General features: G+C 49.4%; 16 protein-coding genes, 1 pseudogene and 1 riboswitch. Of the genes and pseudogenes, 12 read left to right on the top strand and 5 right to left on the bottom strand.

Annotation, left to right across the window (positions count from 1 at the left end; genetic code table 11):
• Positions 1-4: 4 nt before the first annotated feature.
• The 3 genes from cysW to AC58PQ_RS14005 all read left to right on the top strand — a co-directional run bounded on the left by cysW (position 5) and on the right by AC58PQ_RS14005 (position 2758).
• Positions 5-877 carry a sulfate ABC transporter permease subunit CysW gene (gene cysW, locus AC58PQ_RS14015; protein WP_497242535.1) on the top strand — a complete coding sequence of 291 codons (873 nt, stop codon included), beginning with the start codon at positions 5-7 and terminating at the stop codon, positions 875-877.
• 13 nt (positions 878-890) lie between these two features.
• The gene (locus AC58PQ_RS14010) at positions 891-1949 is read left to right on the top strand and encodes a sulfate/molybdate ABC transporter ATP-binding protein (RefSeq protein WP_497242534.1); all 1059 of its coding nucleotides are present in this window, start codon (positions 891-893) and stop codon (positions 1947-1949) included.
• A 266-nt stretch (positions 1950-2215) separates the two neighbouring features.
• A complete protein-coding gene (locus tag AC58PQ_RS14005; RefSeq protein ID WP_497242533.1) occupies positions 2216-2758 on the top strand; it encodes a GNAT family N-acetyltransferase in 543 nt (180 codons plus the stop codon).
• 60 nt (positions 2759-2818) lie between these two features.
• Here the strand turns inward: AC58PQ_RS14005 and AC58PQ_RS14000 are convergent, their stop codons facing one another.
• The gene (locus tag AC58PQ_RS14000; RefSeq protein ID WP_497242532.1) at positions 2819-3592 is read right to left on the bottom strand and encodes a hypothetical protein; all 774 of its coding nucleotides are present in this window, start codon (positions 3590-3592) and stop codon (positions 2819-2821) included.
• A 98-nt stretch (positions 3593-3690) separates the two neighbouring features.
• Positions 3691-4812 (bottom strand): hypothetical protein, encoded by a 1122-nt coding sequence (locus AC58PQ_RS13995; RefSeq protein ID WP_497242531.1) that lies wholly within the window; start codon positions 4810-4812, stop codon positions 3691-3693.
• 130 nt (positions 4813-4942) lie between these two features.
• Here AC58PQ_RS13995 and AC58PQ_RS13990 point away from each other — a divergent pair.
• Positions 4943-5131: pseudogene (locus AC58PQ_RS13990) on the top strand (ArsR family transcriptional regulator); the annotation flags it as partial.
• 6 nt (positions 5132-5137) lie between these two features.
• Positions 5138-5446, top strand: a complete 309-nt coding sequence (locus AC58PQ_RS13985; protein WP_497242530.1) for an SdpI family protein — start codon at positions 5138-5140, stop codon at positions 5444-5446.
• A 45-nt stretch (positions 5447-5491) separates the two neighbouring features.
• On the opposite strand, the gene AC58PQ_RS13980 is transcribed toward AC58PQ_RS13985, so the two are convergent.
• The 3 genes from AC58PQ_RS13980 to hflK all read right to left on the bottom strand — a co-directional run bounded on the left by AC58PQ_RS13980 (position 5492) and on the right by hflK (position 8529).
• A complete protein-coding gene (locus tag AC58PQ_RS13980; RefSeq protein WP_497242529.1) occupies positions 5492-6475 on the bottom strand; it encodes a bile acid:sodium symporter family protein in 984 nt (327 codons plus the stop codon).
• A 174-nt stretch (positions 6476-6649) separates the two neighbouring features.
• Complete coding sequence (hflC, locus tag AC58PQ_RS13975; RefSeq protein ID WP_497242528.1) at positions 6650-7522, bottom strand: protease modulator HflC; 873 nt, start codon at positions 7520-7522, stop codon at positions 6650-6652.
• Positions 7519-8529 (bottom strand): FtsH protease activity modulator HflK, encoded by a 1011-nt coding sequence (gene hflK / locus AC58PQ_RS13970; protein WP_497242527.1) that lies wholly within the window; start codon positions 8527-8529, stop codon positions 7519-7521. The genes hflC and hflK overlap by 4 nt, the downstream gene beginning before the upstream one ends.
• A gap of 149 nt (positions 8530-8678) precedes the next feature.
• Positions 8679-8777: riboswitch (TPP riboswitch) on the top strand.
• A 144-nt stretch (positions 8778-8921) separates the two neighbouring features.
• On the opposite strand from hflK, the gene AC58PQ_RS13965 reads away from it, so the two are divergent.
• From AC58PQ_RS13965 to AC58PQ_RS13935, 7 genes are all read left to right on the top strand, one after another.
• A complete protein-coding gene (locus AC58PQ_RS13965) occupies positions 8922-9542 on the top strand; it encodes a thiamine phosphate synthase (protein ID WP_497242526.1) in 621 nt (206 codons plus the stop codon).
• A complete protein-coding gene (thiO, locus tag AC58PQ_RS13960) occupies positions 9543-10766 on the top strand; it encodes a glycine oxidase ThiO (protein WP_497242525.1) in 1224 nt (407 codons plus the stop codon).
• On the top strand, positions 10750-10953 hold the full coding sequence (thiS, locus tag AC58PQ_RS13955; protein WP_056608183.1) for a sulfur carrier protein ThiS: 204 nt from the start codon (positions 10750-10752) through the stop codon (positions 10951-10953). Before thiO ends, thiS begins: the two co-directional genes overlap by 17 nt.
• 4 nt (positions 10954-10957) lie before the next feature.
• Positions 10958-11725, top strand: a complete 768-nt coding sequence (locus AC58PQ_RS13950) for a thiazole synthase (RefSeq protein WP_497242524.1) — start codon at positions 10958-10960, stop codon at positions 11723-11725.
• A 261-nt stretch (positions 11726-11986) separates the two neighbouring features.
• Positions 11987-12829, top strand: a complete 843-nt coding sequence (thiD, locus tag AC58PQ_RS13945; protein WP_497242523.1) for a bifunctional hydroxymethylpyrimidine kinase/phosphomethylpyrimidine kinase — start codon at positions 11987-11989, stop codon at positions 12827-12829.
• Positions 12826-13485 (top strand): thiamine phosphate synthase, encoded by a 660-nt coding sequence (thiE, locus tag AC58PQ_RS13940; protein WP_497242522.1) that lies wholly within the window; start codon positions 12826-12828, stop codon positions 13483-13485. Before thiD ends, thiE begins: the two co-directional genes overlap by 4 nt.
• 548 nt (positions 13486-14033) lie before the next feature.
• The gene (locus AC58PQ_RS13935; RefSeq protein ID WP_497242521.1) at positions 14034-14645 is read left to right on the top strand and encodes an ArsR/SmtB family transcription factor; all 612 of its coding nucleotides are present in this window, start codon (positions 14034-14036) and stop codon (positions 14643-14645) included.
• The last annotated feature ends 3 nt before the right edge of the window (positions 14646-14648 follow it).

Below are 14648 nucleotides of genomic sequence, written 5' to 3'. Positions count from 1 at the left end.
CACCATGGCGGGGGTTGTAACGAATATGAAAGCAGACCGTCGTAAGACGGGGCGGCCGAAACATGTGACCGAAGCCCCTTGGGTAAAGTGGACGCTAATCGGTATAGCGCTTCTGTACATGACGATTCTACTGGTACTTCCATTAATTACTGTTTTTGTGCAGGCATTTAAAAAAGGTCTTGATGTCTACCTCTCTGCCTTCGAGGATGAAGCGGCGAGACACGCTATTATCTTAACGCTCAAAACTGCGGCGATTGCCGTGCCGATGAACATTATTTTTGGCGTGTGCGCCGCATGGGCCATCGCTAAATTCAAATTCAAGGGCAAGAACGTGCTAATTACGCTGATTGATCTGCCCTTCGCTATTTCACCCGTTATTGCGGGCCTTGTGTTTGTCTTGCTATTCGGGGCTAAAGGCTGGCTTGGGCCGTGGTTGAACGACCATGATATTCAGATTATTTTTGCGCTGCCGGGCATCGTACTGGCAACTGCTTTTGTCACCTTCCCGTTCGTTGCAAGGGAACTTATTCCTGTCATGCAGGCACAGGGGGTGCAGGAGGAGGAAGCAGCGACAACCCTAGGCGCTAAGGGCTGGTACATCTTCTGGAAAGTTACGCTGCCTAATATCAAATGGGGCTTGCTGTACGGCATCATCCTGTGCAATGCGCGGGCAATGGGTGAATTCGGTGCGGTGTCGGTCGTATCCGGGCATATCCGGGGGGAAACGAACACGATTCCGCTTCATATTCAGATTTTGTATCAGGAATACAAATATGCGGCGTCGTTTGCATTTTCAACCTTATTAGTCGGACTTGCGCTGGTCACGCTGCTGGTCAAAAGGTTCCTAGAGTGGAAACAAGAACAATCGGAGACATAACGGAGGAAGGAACATGCAGATCGAGGTTAGAAATCTTTCTAAACATTTCGGCAGCTTTCAGGCTGCCGACGATGTATCGTTTCGTGTGCAGCAGGGCCAACTGATTGGCTTCCTGGGACCGAGTGGCGGCGGCAAGACGACAATTCTACGCATGTTAGCGGGCCTGGAAGAGCCAACCAACGGGGATATTTTGTTCGACGGGCAGCGGGTTAACGACCTGTCGCCGCAGGAGCGGAACCTGGGTTTTGTTTTTCAGAACTATGCTCTTTTTCGACACATGAGCGTGTTCGATAACATTGCGTTTGGTCTGAGCGTGCAGAAGAAGAAAAAGGCGGACATTCAGGCTCGCGTGCATGAGCTAGTAACACTGACTGGGCTGACTGGGCTGGAAAAAAGGCTCCCTCATCAGCTGTCCGGCGGACAGCGTCAGCGTGTGGCATTCGCTCGGGCATTAGCGCCGAAGCCAGGGCTGTTGCTGCTTGATGAGCCGTTCGCGGCCATTGATGCCAAAGTGCGTAAGGAATTGCGGACCTGGCTGCGTGAAACAATCAATAAAGTTGGCATCACGACCATATTCGTCACGCACGATCAGGAAGAAGCCGTCGAAGTGGCTGATGAGATTATGATTATTTCGCGAGGCCGACTGGAGCAGAAGGGAACGCCTATCGATATTTATAAGAAGCCACAAACACCTTTCGTGGCGGGCTTTATTGGCGAATCGAGCGAGATACCAGATGCGCATCTGCTGCGGGGCTTCGAGCAATTGGCGAGCGGCTGCAAGGCCGTTATCCGGCCTGAATTTGTCGAGGTTGGAAACAAGAACGAGCTGAGCCATCCTTCGGCATCTCAGCAAGGCATCGTGAGAAATCTTTTCTTTCGCGGAACGAGCTGGCAGGTGGAAGTGGAAGTTGAGGATTTTAAGCTGATTGCATACCGGTCGTTTGAGAAGCCGACGCTGGATCCAGGCGCAAGTGTTCATGTACTCATACATCGCGTTTACGCATCCGATGGGAACAAGACGATTGCCGTAGAGAATAGCCTTAAGCATGATCCGATGCCGGTGAATATTTAATGTCCAGCAAACACCATATTCTTCGCGTGAGCCGCGTCCCAGGAGGGGCGTGGCATTTTCTTTTATAAACGTCGGACTCGCAAAAATTAACTTTAGTTATACATCTATTCACTGGGGAGGAAACTACAGGAATTTCCATTTTCATCTCGAATACTATCAACCATAGGATACAATGTGGGCTGGAATGGTGGTCATGTTGAAGGACAGGACATATTTCATGCGCTTTTACATGTGATTCCTAGATATGAGGATGAAGGGGAGATTATATGATCATAGCAATCGACGCTGACCTGACACTCAAATCACTTGAACCGAAGGATGCTGAAGCCCTATTTGCACTAACCGATAGCTGTCGAGCGTACCTGAGAGAATGGTTGCCATGGGTGGATGCGACGCAGAATAGCGATCATTCCATAGCCTTTATACAGCACTGTCAAAATCAAGAGGCATCCAATAATGGCTTCACAGCTGGCATTTGGTTCAGGGGGGAGTTCGCAGGCTGTATCGGATTTCACCCGATTAATTGGGCTAATCATAGCGCAAGCCTTGGTTACTGGTTAGGGGAAGGCTTTCAAGGTCACGGCATCATGACTAGAGCCTCTCAATGGCTTGTAGACTATTCGTTTAACGAACTAGGCTTAAACCGAGTCGAAATCAAATGTGGAGATAGCAACTTTAAAAGCCGAGCCATTCCCGAGAAATTAGGGTTTACAAGAGAGGGTCAGATTCGAGATGCCGCATGGCTGAATGATCATTACATCGACCTTATTGTGTATGGCATGCTGAAGCGTGAGTGGAGGCAGGGTTAATCTAGAAAGGATGCAAAAAGCAGGTTGCCTTGAACTTGGCAACCCGCTTTTTTTATATGGCTATTTCGTAGCACCCATGATATCCCAATCACGCTGTAAAATAATCCGTTCCCCGACTTTGAAACTGACGGTCAGATGATTCATCCCTGGCTTAAGTGGTTGATCCAATGAAATGTCATACAGCCCATCGTTATAACTCAAATCATAAAGTAATTTCATCGCGGCAACTTGTTCGGTTGTGGATGTTTCGTTGGAATCGCGGTTGTTAACCGTGATTTGTAAGGTTTGAGAGATGCTGCCACTCTCATCATAACGGTTAGCATAAAGCAGCCCTGACATACGCCAATGTTTATCACTTGCATTAGGAGGCAGTTGGAGATGAGCAATCTCATACTGGCGTGAACTTAATGTTATAACCTTGCTATCATTATAGCCTTTGTTGACGTTGGTGGTGGCTCCAAACAAAGTTCTTATATCGGTTAGACTGAGGTAGGGTGTGCCCTGAGGGTTAGGAGAAACAGGTGAAGAGGCAAGTGTGAACTGTTTAGCCAATTTACCGTCCCAGCGTGTTCTAGCCTGAAGATCGCCCGTTTTTATTTGAAAAGCATAGCCGGAATCGTTCGTTAACGTCCACCAGCCTGCGACATCAGGACCTGTTAGCTCGTAATGATACATACGTGCAAGAAAGGCAGTATCTAAGAAAGGTTCACCTTGCTTGTCGTCGAATCCAATGGATTCACTGCCGTGTGTATAGGCACCTTCCTCATTTTTATAGAAAGCCCCTTGATAGGAGCTATTGCTTTGGATTTCCATATCCGATTCGCGGTCCTTCAATACTACCCTATCCATACTGGGGACAAGCTGAATCCATGCCTTACCCACGAATGAATTAATCTGGAACCAACGGATGCCATTCGGGTCGGTCCAAGCGGCTAATGGATGGAGAGTTTGTGGGCCGAGCTGCCCACGATGAAGTGAGATGCCTGTGGATAACGGTACAGATACGTGACAGGCGAGTTAAGCTGGATGGTTGCAGTCTCAGCGACAGCATCCTCAGGTTCGGCAAACGTAGGATTAAACCAGCCTTCACCCTGCGTGGTCCGCACGTGATACCAATCACCATCATAGCCATAATTAGTGATGTATTCGTTATATGTTTTTTCAAAGACAGGCAAGTCTCCTGTAAGGACTAACTTAGGCTCATCCTCATACTGGGCGGAAGGATAAGTATACAGCGCACTTGGATGTGTTCGTTTAATGATCTTTGTTTCGGATTCGATCGGTTGTCCGCCACCAAATGTCCATTTCACACCATCAGCTGTGTTGATTCGATAATAGGTTCCGAGCAAAGTATGAAATTTGCCAGTTACATGTACAAACTGTTTAAATAGAGTCCCGTCTGTTTGATAGGTTTGATAATCAAATTGAGGCTTAAGGTTATAGGAAAAGTTTGAATAATAGCTCATTTGATCTGCTGGAAGGAAGGTGCCAATCTGATCTAGATTCAAATGAATCCACTGATCTCCCAGCCAGGTTGTGTGAATTTTTAGCCATTTCTTCGGATTGTAAACATCGCCTCCACCAGAGCTATTCCTGAACCAACCTTTTTCTGCGTCAACGACACGGACCTCCTGTGGGGAAAGGGCTGCTGTAGGCTGGCTTTTTTCCGATGGCTTCGCATAGATCGGCGTCTCGATCATCAAGCTTATCGTCGTTGGCGGCGGGGCTTCGAATTGCCAAGGAGCGGTTTTAATCCATCGATCTCCGACGTCGGTATGTATTTTCCACCAATTCCATCCCCCTGACCAGTGGGTTTCGGCTTCAATGACCTCAACGGTCTGAGGGGAGAAGGACCCCTCTGCTTTGTTCAGCAGTGCATTCGGAATCACATAGTAAGGAATGTCCGCAAGCAGGGTTATTTTTGTGGGAATATGGACCCCGTCCGCGACTTCCGTTGGTGTATCAGCATATTCGTAAGCGTTCCCCGAAGAAATCCCAAGACTGACTTGCAAGCCTATACTGACTAGCCCAAGAGCTACAATCTTTTTCCACATCGTCTGTCACTCCTTCATGCCATGATTTCAATCACCTAGTATGTTCTACTATAATATGGATAATAAGTTGTGGTGAATAGCCAAAAAGTGTTTGTAAAGCCAAAGAAGCAAAGGGCATGCGCCAATTGAGGCTGATCATTTCAAGATTAGCAAGCCGAGCATATCGCATCATTTGAATTTGCTTAAACAGGCGGGGCTTGTACTTGATGAACGTCAGGGACAACATATTATGTACACCTTGCACACCACAGTTGTCGAAGAAGTGATTGGATGGATGTTTAACATACTTAACAAAAAAGATCAGGAGGAACCGTCATGAAAACATATGCGGGTTATGAGGTCTATTGATCCGAAGAAAGCGAATTTCGAGAAATTTCCTGCGGCTTTTGAGGTGACACGGTTCGGGGTGACCCTTCTTTTAGCTGTTGTAGGCTGGGCGGTCATTTTCGTTAATTTAGGCCATAGCTTGGATTTCCAAAAAATCACGATGATTCCGCTTGGCGCGTTGTTTGCTGTCATGGGGAATTTCTTAACGCAGGTGAAGCCCAACTATACGTTCGGAATTCGAACGCCAATTAGTTCTTTAATTCCAGTTCTCTACTCCTATATGTTGTTTAATCGTCTTAAGAAGTGAATAGGGTGCATGCAGGCTGCCAGCGAAACGCTGAGCAGCCTTTTCTCACATTTGTTTAACACCATTAACCTTTAAGCTAGGCGTGTCACTTTTTAACGCATACTTTCGATTCAGAAGAAAGCCGAAGAGGGAAGCAAGTGATTGCTGGAACAGCATGCCAAGCACGACTGGAATCGCCACGGGCGGCGGGAAATAGGCTACAGCGAGTACCGCGCCCGCACTGATATTTCGCATACCACTGTTAAAAGTAAGGGCAACCACGACATCTTGTTCCCAACGGAACAACCTAGCGACAAGCCAACCGATCATGTAGCCCAGCGAGGCCACAATGAGCACAAAAGCTGCCAATCCTAGCAATTTGGCGTTGAAATCCCGCAGATAGGGAGCGATGACGGAGCTATTAATCGCAACGACGATACCCATGAAAATTTTAGAAAAAGGACCTAAACGACCACCCCACTGCTCCTTAATTTTCCCTCGCGTCCATTGATTCAGCAGCATCCCGATGAGAGAAGGTACGACGATCATGAAGAATAAGCCCTTCATCATGGCAAAGGTATCGAGCTGTACCTTGGTGCCAACCAAAACAGACAGTGTGTACGGTACGACGAAAGGTGAGAGAATCGTATCCATCAGGATGATCGATAATGTAAGCACAATATTGCCCCGATAGATCGCCACCCACACGAAGCTAGTAATCCCAGTAGGAATGGCTGCGGCCAAAATAAGTCCCGTAATCGTCAACGGTTCGTGACTATAAACAGCATGCCCGAGACCGAGCGCAATAAGCGGCATCCCGACATGCAAGATGAACAAAGTAGCTAGAAGCGGAAGCGGTTGAACAACGACCTTAATGAATTCTCGGAAACTGGAGGAGATACTCCCCGAGAAGGTCATGAAGGCAAACAACCAAGGTGATAAATAGGTGAATCCTGATAAGTGACTTCCGAGCAGAACGCCGATCAGGACACTGATGGGGGTGATAAGCGGCATAATCTTTTCTAATTGACGATTCAACTGAGGCAGCATCTAGGTGAACATTCCTTTCGTGACCAGTTCAGAACTGGTGCAGTAATATGCCGATTGATCTTACAATTGTAGCAGAACAAAAAATAGAAGATAAGAGTCAATTAGAGGAAGGTTAATGACATCAATAAAAAAAGCATGCCATCCGAAGATGACATGCTCTGAGGGATAACCAATTTATTTACCAAGTAAAATTTTCGTGTACGGGGAATCAATAGGAAGCATGATGACAGGCTCTCCTTTAAATGACACCAAGTAACTATCCAGCGTACGGTAGAAATTGTAGAAGGCTGGGTCCTGGCCGTAGGCAGTGTTGTAAATTTTAGCCGCTTCTTGCTCGCCTTCAGCCACGATTTTCTTCGCGTCAGCTTGGGCTTGAGCGATCAACTCGCTTGCCTGTCTGTCAGCCTTGGAGGTGATTTTCTTCGATTCTTCATCCCCCTCGGATAAGTACTTCGCCGCGATGGATTGGCGGTCGGAAATCATCCGTTTATACACGCTTTGCTTGTTAGAATCGGGCAGATCGGTACGTTTGATACGCACATCGACGATTTGGATGCCGTAGTTATCGCGCTCCATCAACTCCGAAACTTCCTTCGTAATCTCATCGTTCAGGTTACCACGTTGTGTATTTTCGCTGATGATATCGCTGTAATTGATCTCCGATAATTTCCGTCTAACGGTGTTATACACAGCCGCATCAATGCGCTCTTCCCCGCCTGTGATGGATTGAATCGTACGCAGGAACTGCTGAGCATCATCAATCCGCCATACCGTATAGTTATCAACTTCGATCGGCTTTTTATCTTTGGTCAAAATGGAAGTAGGCTTGCTGTCATACACCATCTGATATTTTGGAAGCGTGCGAACCGATTCAATGAATGGGATTTTAAAATGAATCCCAGGCTCCGTTTGGATCCGAACGGCTTCTCCGAATTTGAGAACGACGCGGTATTGTCCTTCTTTGACAATAAAGATGGAAATCAGGAAGAAAAAAGCAAGAACTACACCAACGATTGATCTGAAAATCCATTTGCGTTGCATGGTCATTTCGCAGCCCCTCCTTGCGCCGTTCCTGTTGCAGCGGCAGGTGTCCGTAACAGCTCATTAATTGGTAAATATTTGACCGTTTCGCCGGTGCTGTCGCTGATGAAAATTTTGGCATTCGGTAATATTTTCTCTAACGTCTCGATGATAAGTCTGCTTTCCGTAACCGATTTATTATTCGCATACTCCGCATAGATGGCATTGAACTTCGCAACATCCCCCTGAGCATTCAAAATCCGTGATTTCTTCTGGGCTTCGGCATTCTCAAGAAGGGCCTGAGCGTTTCCGCGCTCCCTAGGCAGGATATCATTTTCGTATTTCGTTGCGACGTTAATCTTCGTGTTTTTCTCTTCCCGCGCATTCGTTACATCTTTAAAAGCATTCTGTACATCACCCGCAGGCGGCTCAATATCTTGGAACTTCAAATCGACAATATGGATGCCAGTTTGATATTTGGTCTGCATCTCGATCAATCGTTCTTTGACCTTGCCTTGGACCTCGGTTTTTCCTTCTGTAATGGCAAAATCGAGTGCGGTAGCACCGATAACTGAACGAATCGCTGCACTCGCGGAGTTGCGAAGGAACAATTCTGCATTATCAATGTTGTACAAGTAGTTACGCATGTCACTGATATTCCATTCCACAACGGCATCGGCTGATAAAATATTTTCATCCCCCGTGATCATCATCGCTTCTTCATCTACGGGTGTGATTTTACCATTGGCTTCACGGAAGCCGATCTGGATACGCTGAGTCTTTTTGGCAGGCAGTACAATCACCTGTTGAATAGGGAAAGGGAGTTTAAAGTGAAGCCCAGCTTCCTTCTCCGTCGTATATTTGCCTAATGTTAAAATGGCCGCTTTCTCATGCTCCTGCACCGTATAGAAGGTGGACGATCCAAAGATGAGGACAAGAACGATAATAAGGCCGGCTATGATTTTAGTCACCAAGCCCGGAGGGAGCGAGGTAGGTCTTCGTCGATCGGGTTCTGGCAGTACAAATGGTTCCATTGAAAACACCCCTTTAATATAAGATTTACTGCTATGCTATACGGGTGAAGTTGGAATTAGTTTCATTATGGTCGAATGAGGGATACGATGGAAATTAGTTATTTCCAAGAGTTGGCTGTCATGCTATGATATTTAGTAATTGCAAACGAATGAATCCCTAGGGGCGCCGAGAGGCTGAGACAGTGTAGACTGAACCCTTTGAACCTGATCTGGTTTATACCAGCGGAGGAAAGTGGAACGAGCTTTGGAGCCGATTTAATATCGGTATATGATGAGGCAGCCTACAACCACTTTCCTGAGGAAAGTGGTTTTTTTATTTTTTCGACAACGTCAGGATGGTTTACTTGTTCGTGAGCACAAGCGATGTTTGGTGGAGAGGAGTCGAGCGATCGGTGTCAGAGAAAGAGCTGCATGTCATATCAGGTGGAAAGCATACATGGTCAGAGATAGCGAAGATTGCGGCACAGATTCACCCCTATGTCACAGCGATTCATATTCGCGAAAAAACGAAGTCCTTGGACGAAATTTTTATCGGCATGCAGTACATCTTGGAGCAAGGGATTCCTGCCAAAAGTCTGTACATCAACGGCTTTCCTTCTATCGCTCTAGCTCTACAAACAGGGGGGCTTCAGCTTCCAGGCACGACACCATCGCTGGTTATTCAGGATGAGTTCTGCCAAGGGATACAGCGCATCGGAGTCTCCGTGCATCATGCAGATGAGGCGAAATGGCGTGAAAAAGAAGGTGCCGACTATGTCATGTACGGTCATATCTTTGCGACAAACTCGAAGCGGGGAGCGCCGCCTAGAGGCTTGGAGCAATTACGGGAACTGGTTAATCACGTTAACATTCCTGTGATAGCGATTGGTGGGATGACGCCTGCGAGAGTAAGATCCGTGCTGGATACAGGAGCATCGGGTATCGCGGTCATGAGCGGAATTTGGGAAGCAGCGGATCCACTCGGAGCCGTTCTGGCCTATCACGATGAGCTTAGGCAGATAGAGGTGAGTTAAATGTCAGCAACAAGATCAGATGTCATCATCGTTGGCGGTGGTGTTATTGGTACATCCATCGCCTATTACTTGGCTAAAAGAGGGCAATCCGTCACGCTGCTGGAGCGCGGCCAGCTGGGCACAGAAGCCTCGGCTGCGGCAGCGGGCATGCTCGGTGCGCAGTCCGAGATGGAGGACACCGGCGCCCTGTTCCAATGGGCGCGCCAAAGCCGTGCCATGTTCCCCGAGCTAAGCGGGGAACTGCGAGAACTCACGGGCATCGACATCGGCCTCGTCCGTGAGGGGCTGCTGAACGTCGCGCTCAGCGACGTTCAAGAGCGAGAGCTGCGCGCGCGGGAGAAGCTCCAGCGCGCGGTGGGCGAGAAGGCCCAGTGGCTCAGCGCCGCTGAAGCCACTGCGATAGAGCCCGCGCTGAGCGGAGCTACGCGCGGAGCCCTGTACCTGCCCGAGGATGGGCAGGTAGATGCGCCCTTGCTGGCTGCGGCGTTCGCGCAGGCTGCGCAGGTGCTGGGGGCGAAGGTGCAACCCTTCGCCGGGGTGCAAGGGCTGCTGACCGCGCAGGAGCGCGTCATCGGCGTGCTGACAGCCGCCGGTCCGCTCTACAGCGACCACGTTGTCGTCGCCGCAGGCACGTGGAGCGGTCAGCTGCTTGCAGGCATCGGCATCGACCTGCCGATGTATCCCGTGAAGGGCGAGTGCTTTTCCGTGAGGACGCCGAAGCCTCTATTGAAGAAAACCCTGTTCACGCCAGGGTGCTATATCGTTCCGAAAGCCGGCGGACGGTTGGTGGTCGGCGCGACGGTCGTACCGAACAGCTATGACCGCAAGGTGTCGCTCTCGGGCTTAGCCGAGCTGATGGAACGCGCGAGGGGTCTGATGCCGCTACTTTGCGATGCAGAGTGGGAGAAGGCTTGGTCGGGGCTGCGCCCGCAGACAGCCGACGGATTGCCCTACATCGGCAAGGTACCGATGGTAGAGGGTTTGTATACAGCTTGCGGTCACTACCGCAACGGGATTTTGCTGAGCCCGATCACCGGGAAAGTGATGGCGGATTGGATCGTGGGCGGAGATGGCGTTGGTGAACAAGGGATGCCACCGTTAGCCACTTGGCTGAATGCTTTCAGCCCTGATTTATCGCCGGAGACCACGCGAGTGAGTCAGCAGGCTAAGGAAGAATTCTCGGCTACAGGAAAGGAATGGATAAGCCTTGAAACTGCACATTAATGGTCAGCAGGTTGATGTACCCGATACGATTCGAACCGTTGTGGAGCTGCTGGCACACTTCGATTTGAGCGACAAAATGCTCGTGGTTGAGCATAACGCAGCCATTTTACATAAAGAGGATCACGCAGGTGCTGAGCTTGCAGAAGGTCACAAAATTGAGATCGTTCATTTCGTTGGAGGAGGATAAAGACATGTTAAAAATCGGTCCATATGAGTTCCGTTCACGTTTGCTGCTAGGTACGGGGAAGTTTCCAGATTTTCAGATTCAAAAACAAGCGGTGGATATCAGTGAGTCCCAAATTTTGACGTTTGCGGTGCGACGGATGAACATTTTTGAAGCGAGTCAGCCGAATTTCTTGTCGATGCTGGATACGTCGAATTTCACATTGCTGCCGAATACCGCAGGTGCCAAAACAGCCGAAGAAGCGGTTCGCATCGCGCGTTTAGCGAAAGCCTCAGGCTTGTGCGACATGATCAAAGTTGAGGTTATTGGGGATGAAATGACGCTGCTGCCCGATCCAGTGGAAACGCTGAAAGCTTCGGAAATGCTGCTAGAGGAAGGCTTTATCGTGCTTCCTTATACATCAGATGACGTGTTGTTAGCTAAGCGTCTGCAAGCTCTCGGCGTACATGCAATTATGCCAGGCGCATCACCGATCGGCACGGGGCAGGGGATTATTAACCCGCTGAACCTAAGCTTCATCATCGAGCAGGCGACGGTTCCCGTTATCGTGGATGCAGGTATTGGTGCACCTTCGGATGCGGCATTGGCGATGGAAATGGGAGCGGACGGCGTGTTGCTTAACACAGCAGTATCAGGTGCTAAGGATCCAGTCAAAATGGCGTACGCCATGAAACTCGCGATTGAAGCGGGACGCGCTGGCTTTGAGGCGGGGCGCATTCCGAAGAAGCGCTACGCATCGGCAAGCAGTCCGATGGACGGGTTGAGTCGGGGATAGGGAAAGCCCTGCAATACGGAATCATGGCTAACGGACATGGAAGACGCTATTTGGTAAGTATATGAGGTTTTGAAATTCTAACGGACACTGGAGACGCTATACAGCGGAATTTGCTTAATACTTGTGAATTCTGCTGAGATAACGTCTGTGGTGTCCGTTAGATCATGGATAAAGCTATTTAGGCAACTATAACGTCCGTTATGACCGTTAGAAAATCTAGATGGAAGTCTGCAGCGTAGGATTGAGAGAGGGGGGAATAGCGTGGCGATTTACAAAGCATTGACGATAGCTGGCTCAGATAGCGGCGGTGGCGCAGGCATTCAGGCGGATCTGAAAACATTTCAAGAGATAGGCGTCTACGGCATGTCCGTGATTACGGCTGTAACCGCACAGAATACGTTGGGGGTGCAAGGGGTTTACCCGATGGGCGCGGAAGCTATCGAGCGCCAATTGGCGTCCATTGGGGAAGATTTGCGACCTGATGCGTTGAAGACGGGGATGCTTTTCAGCGGAGATATTATTCGCATTGTGGCAGCAGCCATCAAGAAGTATGAATGGACGCAAATTGTTGTAGATCCGGTGATGATTGCCAAAGGCGGGGCTTCGCTCCTGCAGCAGGAGGCGATTGATGCCATGATCCATTCGTTGCTGCCGCTAGCTGATGTGGTGACTCCAAATATCCCTGAAGCGGAGGCGCTTAGCGGGATGCGGATTACGGATGGGGACTCTCGGCAGAAGGCCGCGATACGAATTCATGCGTACGGCTGTAAGCATGTGATGATCAAAGGCGGTCATGAAGCGAATACCGAGCAGGCGACGGATTTACTGTATGATGGAGCTTCCTTTACTGAGTTTACGTCTAAAAGGCTAGTTACGCAGCACACGCATGGAACAGGCTGTACGTTTGCAGCTGCACTGACGTCGGGATTGGCGCAAGGACTTGCGACGAAGGCGTCTTTGCAGTTGGCGAAGAGCTTCATCCACGCTGCGATATCGGAGCCTTTACATATCGGAAGCGGGCATGGACCGACGAATCATTGGGCATATCAGCAGGGTGTTCGGGCTGCTGATGTTAAGGATATTGCAACGCGAGGTGTACGATGAGCGTTGTGTTGAGTAAGGAGCAGCTGCGCAAGGCGCTGCGTTTGTATCTCGTGATGGGCAGCCCCAATTGTGGCGGGGCTGACCCGTACGAAGTGCTGGAAGCCGCCATCGACGGCGGCATTACGATGTTTCAGCTGCGCGAGAAGGGCCCCGGCGCCCTGCAGGGGCCGGAGCTGCTCGCGCTAGGCGCACGGCTGCGCCGGCTTTGCGCGCAGCGCGCGATCCCGTTCATCGTGAACGACGATGAACGGCTGGCTCTAGCGCTTGCGGCCGATGGGATCCACATCGGCCAAGAGGACGCTCCAGCCGCTGCTGTGCGCAAGCGGCTGCCGAACATGATCGTGGGCGTATCGGCCCACGATCTGGGCGAAGCCCAGTCGGCGCTGGCCGAAGGCGCCGACTACTTGGGCGTAGGCCCCCAGTACGCCACGCGCACGAAGCTCGATGCGCGTGAGGCTCAGGGGCCTACTGTACTAACGCGGATGCGTGCAGGCGGCATCCAGCTGCCGCTCGTGGGCATCGGTGGCATCGATGCCACGAATGCGGGCGCCGTCATCCGCGCAGGGGCGGATGGCATAGCGGCGGTTAGCGCCATCGCGGGTGCGCGCTCACCACGCGAAGCCGCCATGGCGTTACGAAAGCTGATAGATGAATAATCAGGAATTATCTGGAATTAGCATGGCACAGCACCATCCCCCACTTCGCATCACAAGATGACGGATGACAAATATCATTAATTGTTAGCTGTAATTAGCTAGAATAGATTAATTGATAGATGGATAGGCTCTGGTTGGAATGGCCCAGTACCATCCCCCACTTCGCATCACAAGATGACGAATGACAAATATCATTAATTGTCAGCTGAAAACTCTGAGACGTTTCTACCTTTATTGGTGACAGAAACGTCCCTTTTTGCTACCATAGTAGAAAGCTTAATTTCGGTAACTCGTTAACGCGGTGAAACGATGCACAAACAAAGGCGTCGTACTGATTAATTAGGTAGGCAGAAACCGCAATTGACATAGATTCTATTTAGCATTATGATACGGTTAAAAAGATTTGACCGTCGTTTAATTAATCCCGTTAAGAGATTAAAAGTTGACCAAGAAGCGCATGACGTAAGGCTTTTTCGAGAAAAACTCACTCGTTCTAGTAGATGTACATACGTTTTTCATTGGTACAAGAGAGGGAGGTCGGATCCACGATGAAATTGCAACCTGTTTATATCATTGAAGAACTCGAACAGCTCAAAACCATTAGTGATCCACTTCGTGCTAGAGTACTGCTTTATCTCATAGAGAAAGCTTATACCGGCCAACAGTTGGCCAAACTGTTAGGGATGGCGCGCGCGAAGGTGCATTATCATTTGAACGAGCTTGAGCGTCATAATTTGATTATTGTTGTTCGTACGGAACTTAAGAATGGTATTGTACAAAAATTCTATCGTGCCGTAGCACGCGGTTTTGTGCCTAGTGAGAACTTGCTCCCGTATGTATCGGAGGTAGAAAATTACTACCGTGAACGTACTTTGAGTGTACTTGGACATGCTAGAAACAGAGCGATTAATGCGCCTGAAGAGGCGTTTCAGATTCCGTCACCCGACCGCACTCAATGGCCCATCATCATGACGCAGGTTGAAGTGAAAATGAGTAGAGCGAAATATACCGAATGGTTGAGGAAATTTCGCGCCCTAATTTATGAGCTAGATAGCGAACAAGAAGAGAACGGGGAATGGTTCTATTTGACCACGGTCGGCTTTCAGACACATGAAAGAGGCTTTGACCCCATCGAACCCGCCCAAGAAGAGGAGAGTTAATTC

This window comes from Paenibacillus sp. J22P143 (assembly GCF_059692035.1).
This window is presented reverse-complemented; position numbering and strand designations above follow the sequence as displayed.

What these genes read in the sequence shown, in the direction of transcription:
- cysW (WP_497242535.1), top strand. Translation starts at nt 5, where the DNA reads ATGGCGGGGGTTGTAACGAATATGAAAGCAGACCGTCGTAAGACGGGG.
- AC58PQ_RS14010 (WP_497242534.1), top strand. Translation starts at nt 891, where the DNA reads ATGCAGATCGAGGTTAGAAATCTTTCTAAACATTTCGGCAGCTTTCAG.
- AC58PQ_RS14005 (WP_497242533.1), top strand. Translation starts at nt 2,216, where the DNA reads ATGATCATAGCAATCGACGCTGACCTGACACTCAAATCACTTGAACCG.
- AC58PQ_RS13995 (WP_497242531.1), bottom strand. Translation starts at nt 4,812, where the DNA reads ATGTGGAAAAAGATTGTAGCTCTTGGGCTAGTCAGTATAGGCTTGCAA.
- AC58PQ_RS13985 (WP_497242530.1), top strand. Translation starts at nt 5,138, where the DNA reads ATGCGGGTTATGAGGTCTATTGATCCGAAGAAAGCGAATTTCGAGAAA.
- AC58PQ_RS13980 (WP_497242529.1), bottom strand. Translation starts at nt 6,475, where the DNA reads ATGCTGCCTCAGTTGAATCGTCAATTAGAAAAGATTATGCCGCTTATC.
- hflC (WP_497242528.1), bottom strand. Translation starts at nt 7,522, where the DNA reads ATGACCATGCAACGCAAATGGATTTTCAGATCAATCGTTGGTGTAGTT.
- hflK (WP_497242527.1), bottom strand. Translation starts at nt 8,529, where the DNA reads ATGGAACCATTTGTACTGCCAGAACCCGATCGACGAAGACCTACCTCG.
- thiO (WP_497242525.1), top strand. Translation starts at nt 9,543, where the DNA reads ATGTCAGCAACAAGATCAGATGTCATCATCGTTGGCGGTGGTGTTATT.
- AC58PQ_RS13950 (WP_497242524.1), top strand. Translation starts at nt 10,958, where the DNA reads ATGTTAAAAATCGGTCCATATGAGTTCCGTTCACGTTTGCTGCTAGGT.
- thiE (WP_497242522.1), top strand. Translation starts at nt 12,826, where the DNA reads ATGAGCGTTGTGTTGAGTAAGGAGCAGCTGCGCAAGGCGCTGCGTTTG.
- AC58PQ_RS13935 (WP_497242521.1), top strand. Translation starts at nt 14,034, where the DNA reads ATGAAATTGCAACCTGTTTATATCATTGAAGAACTCGAACAGCTCAAA.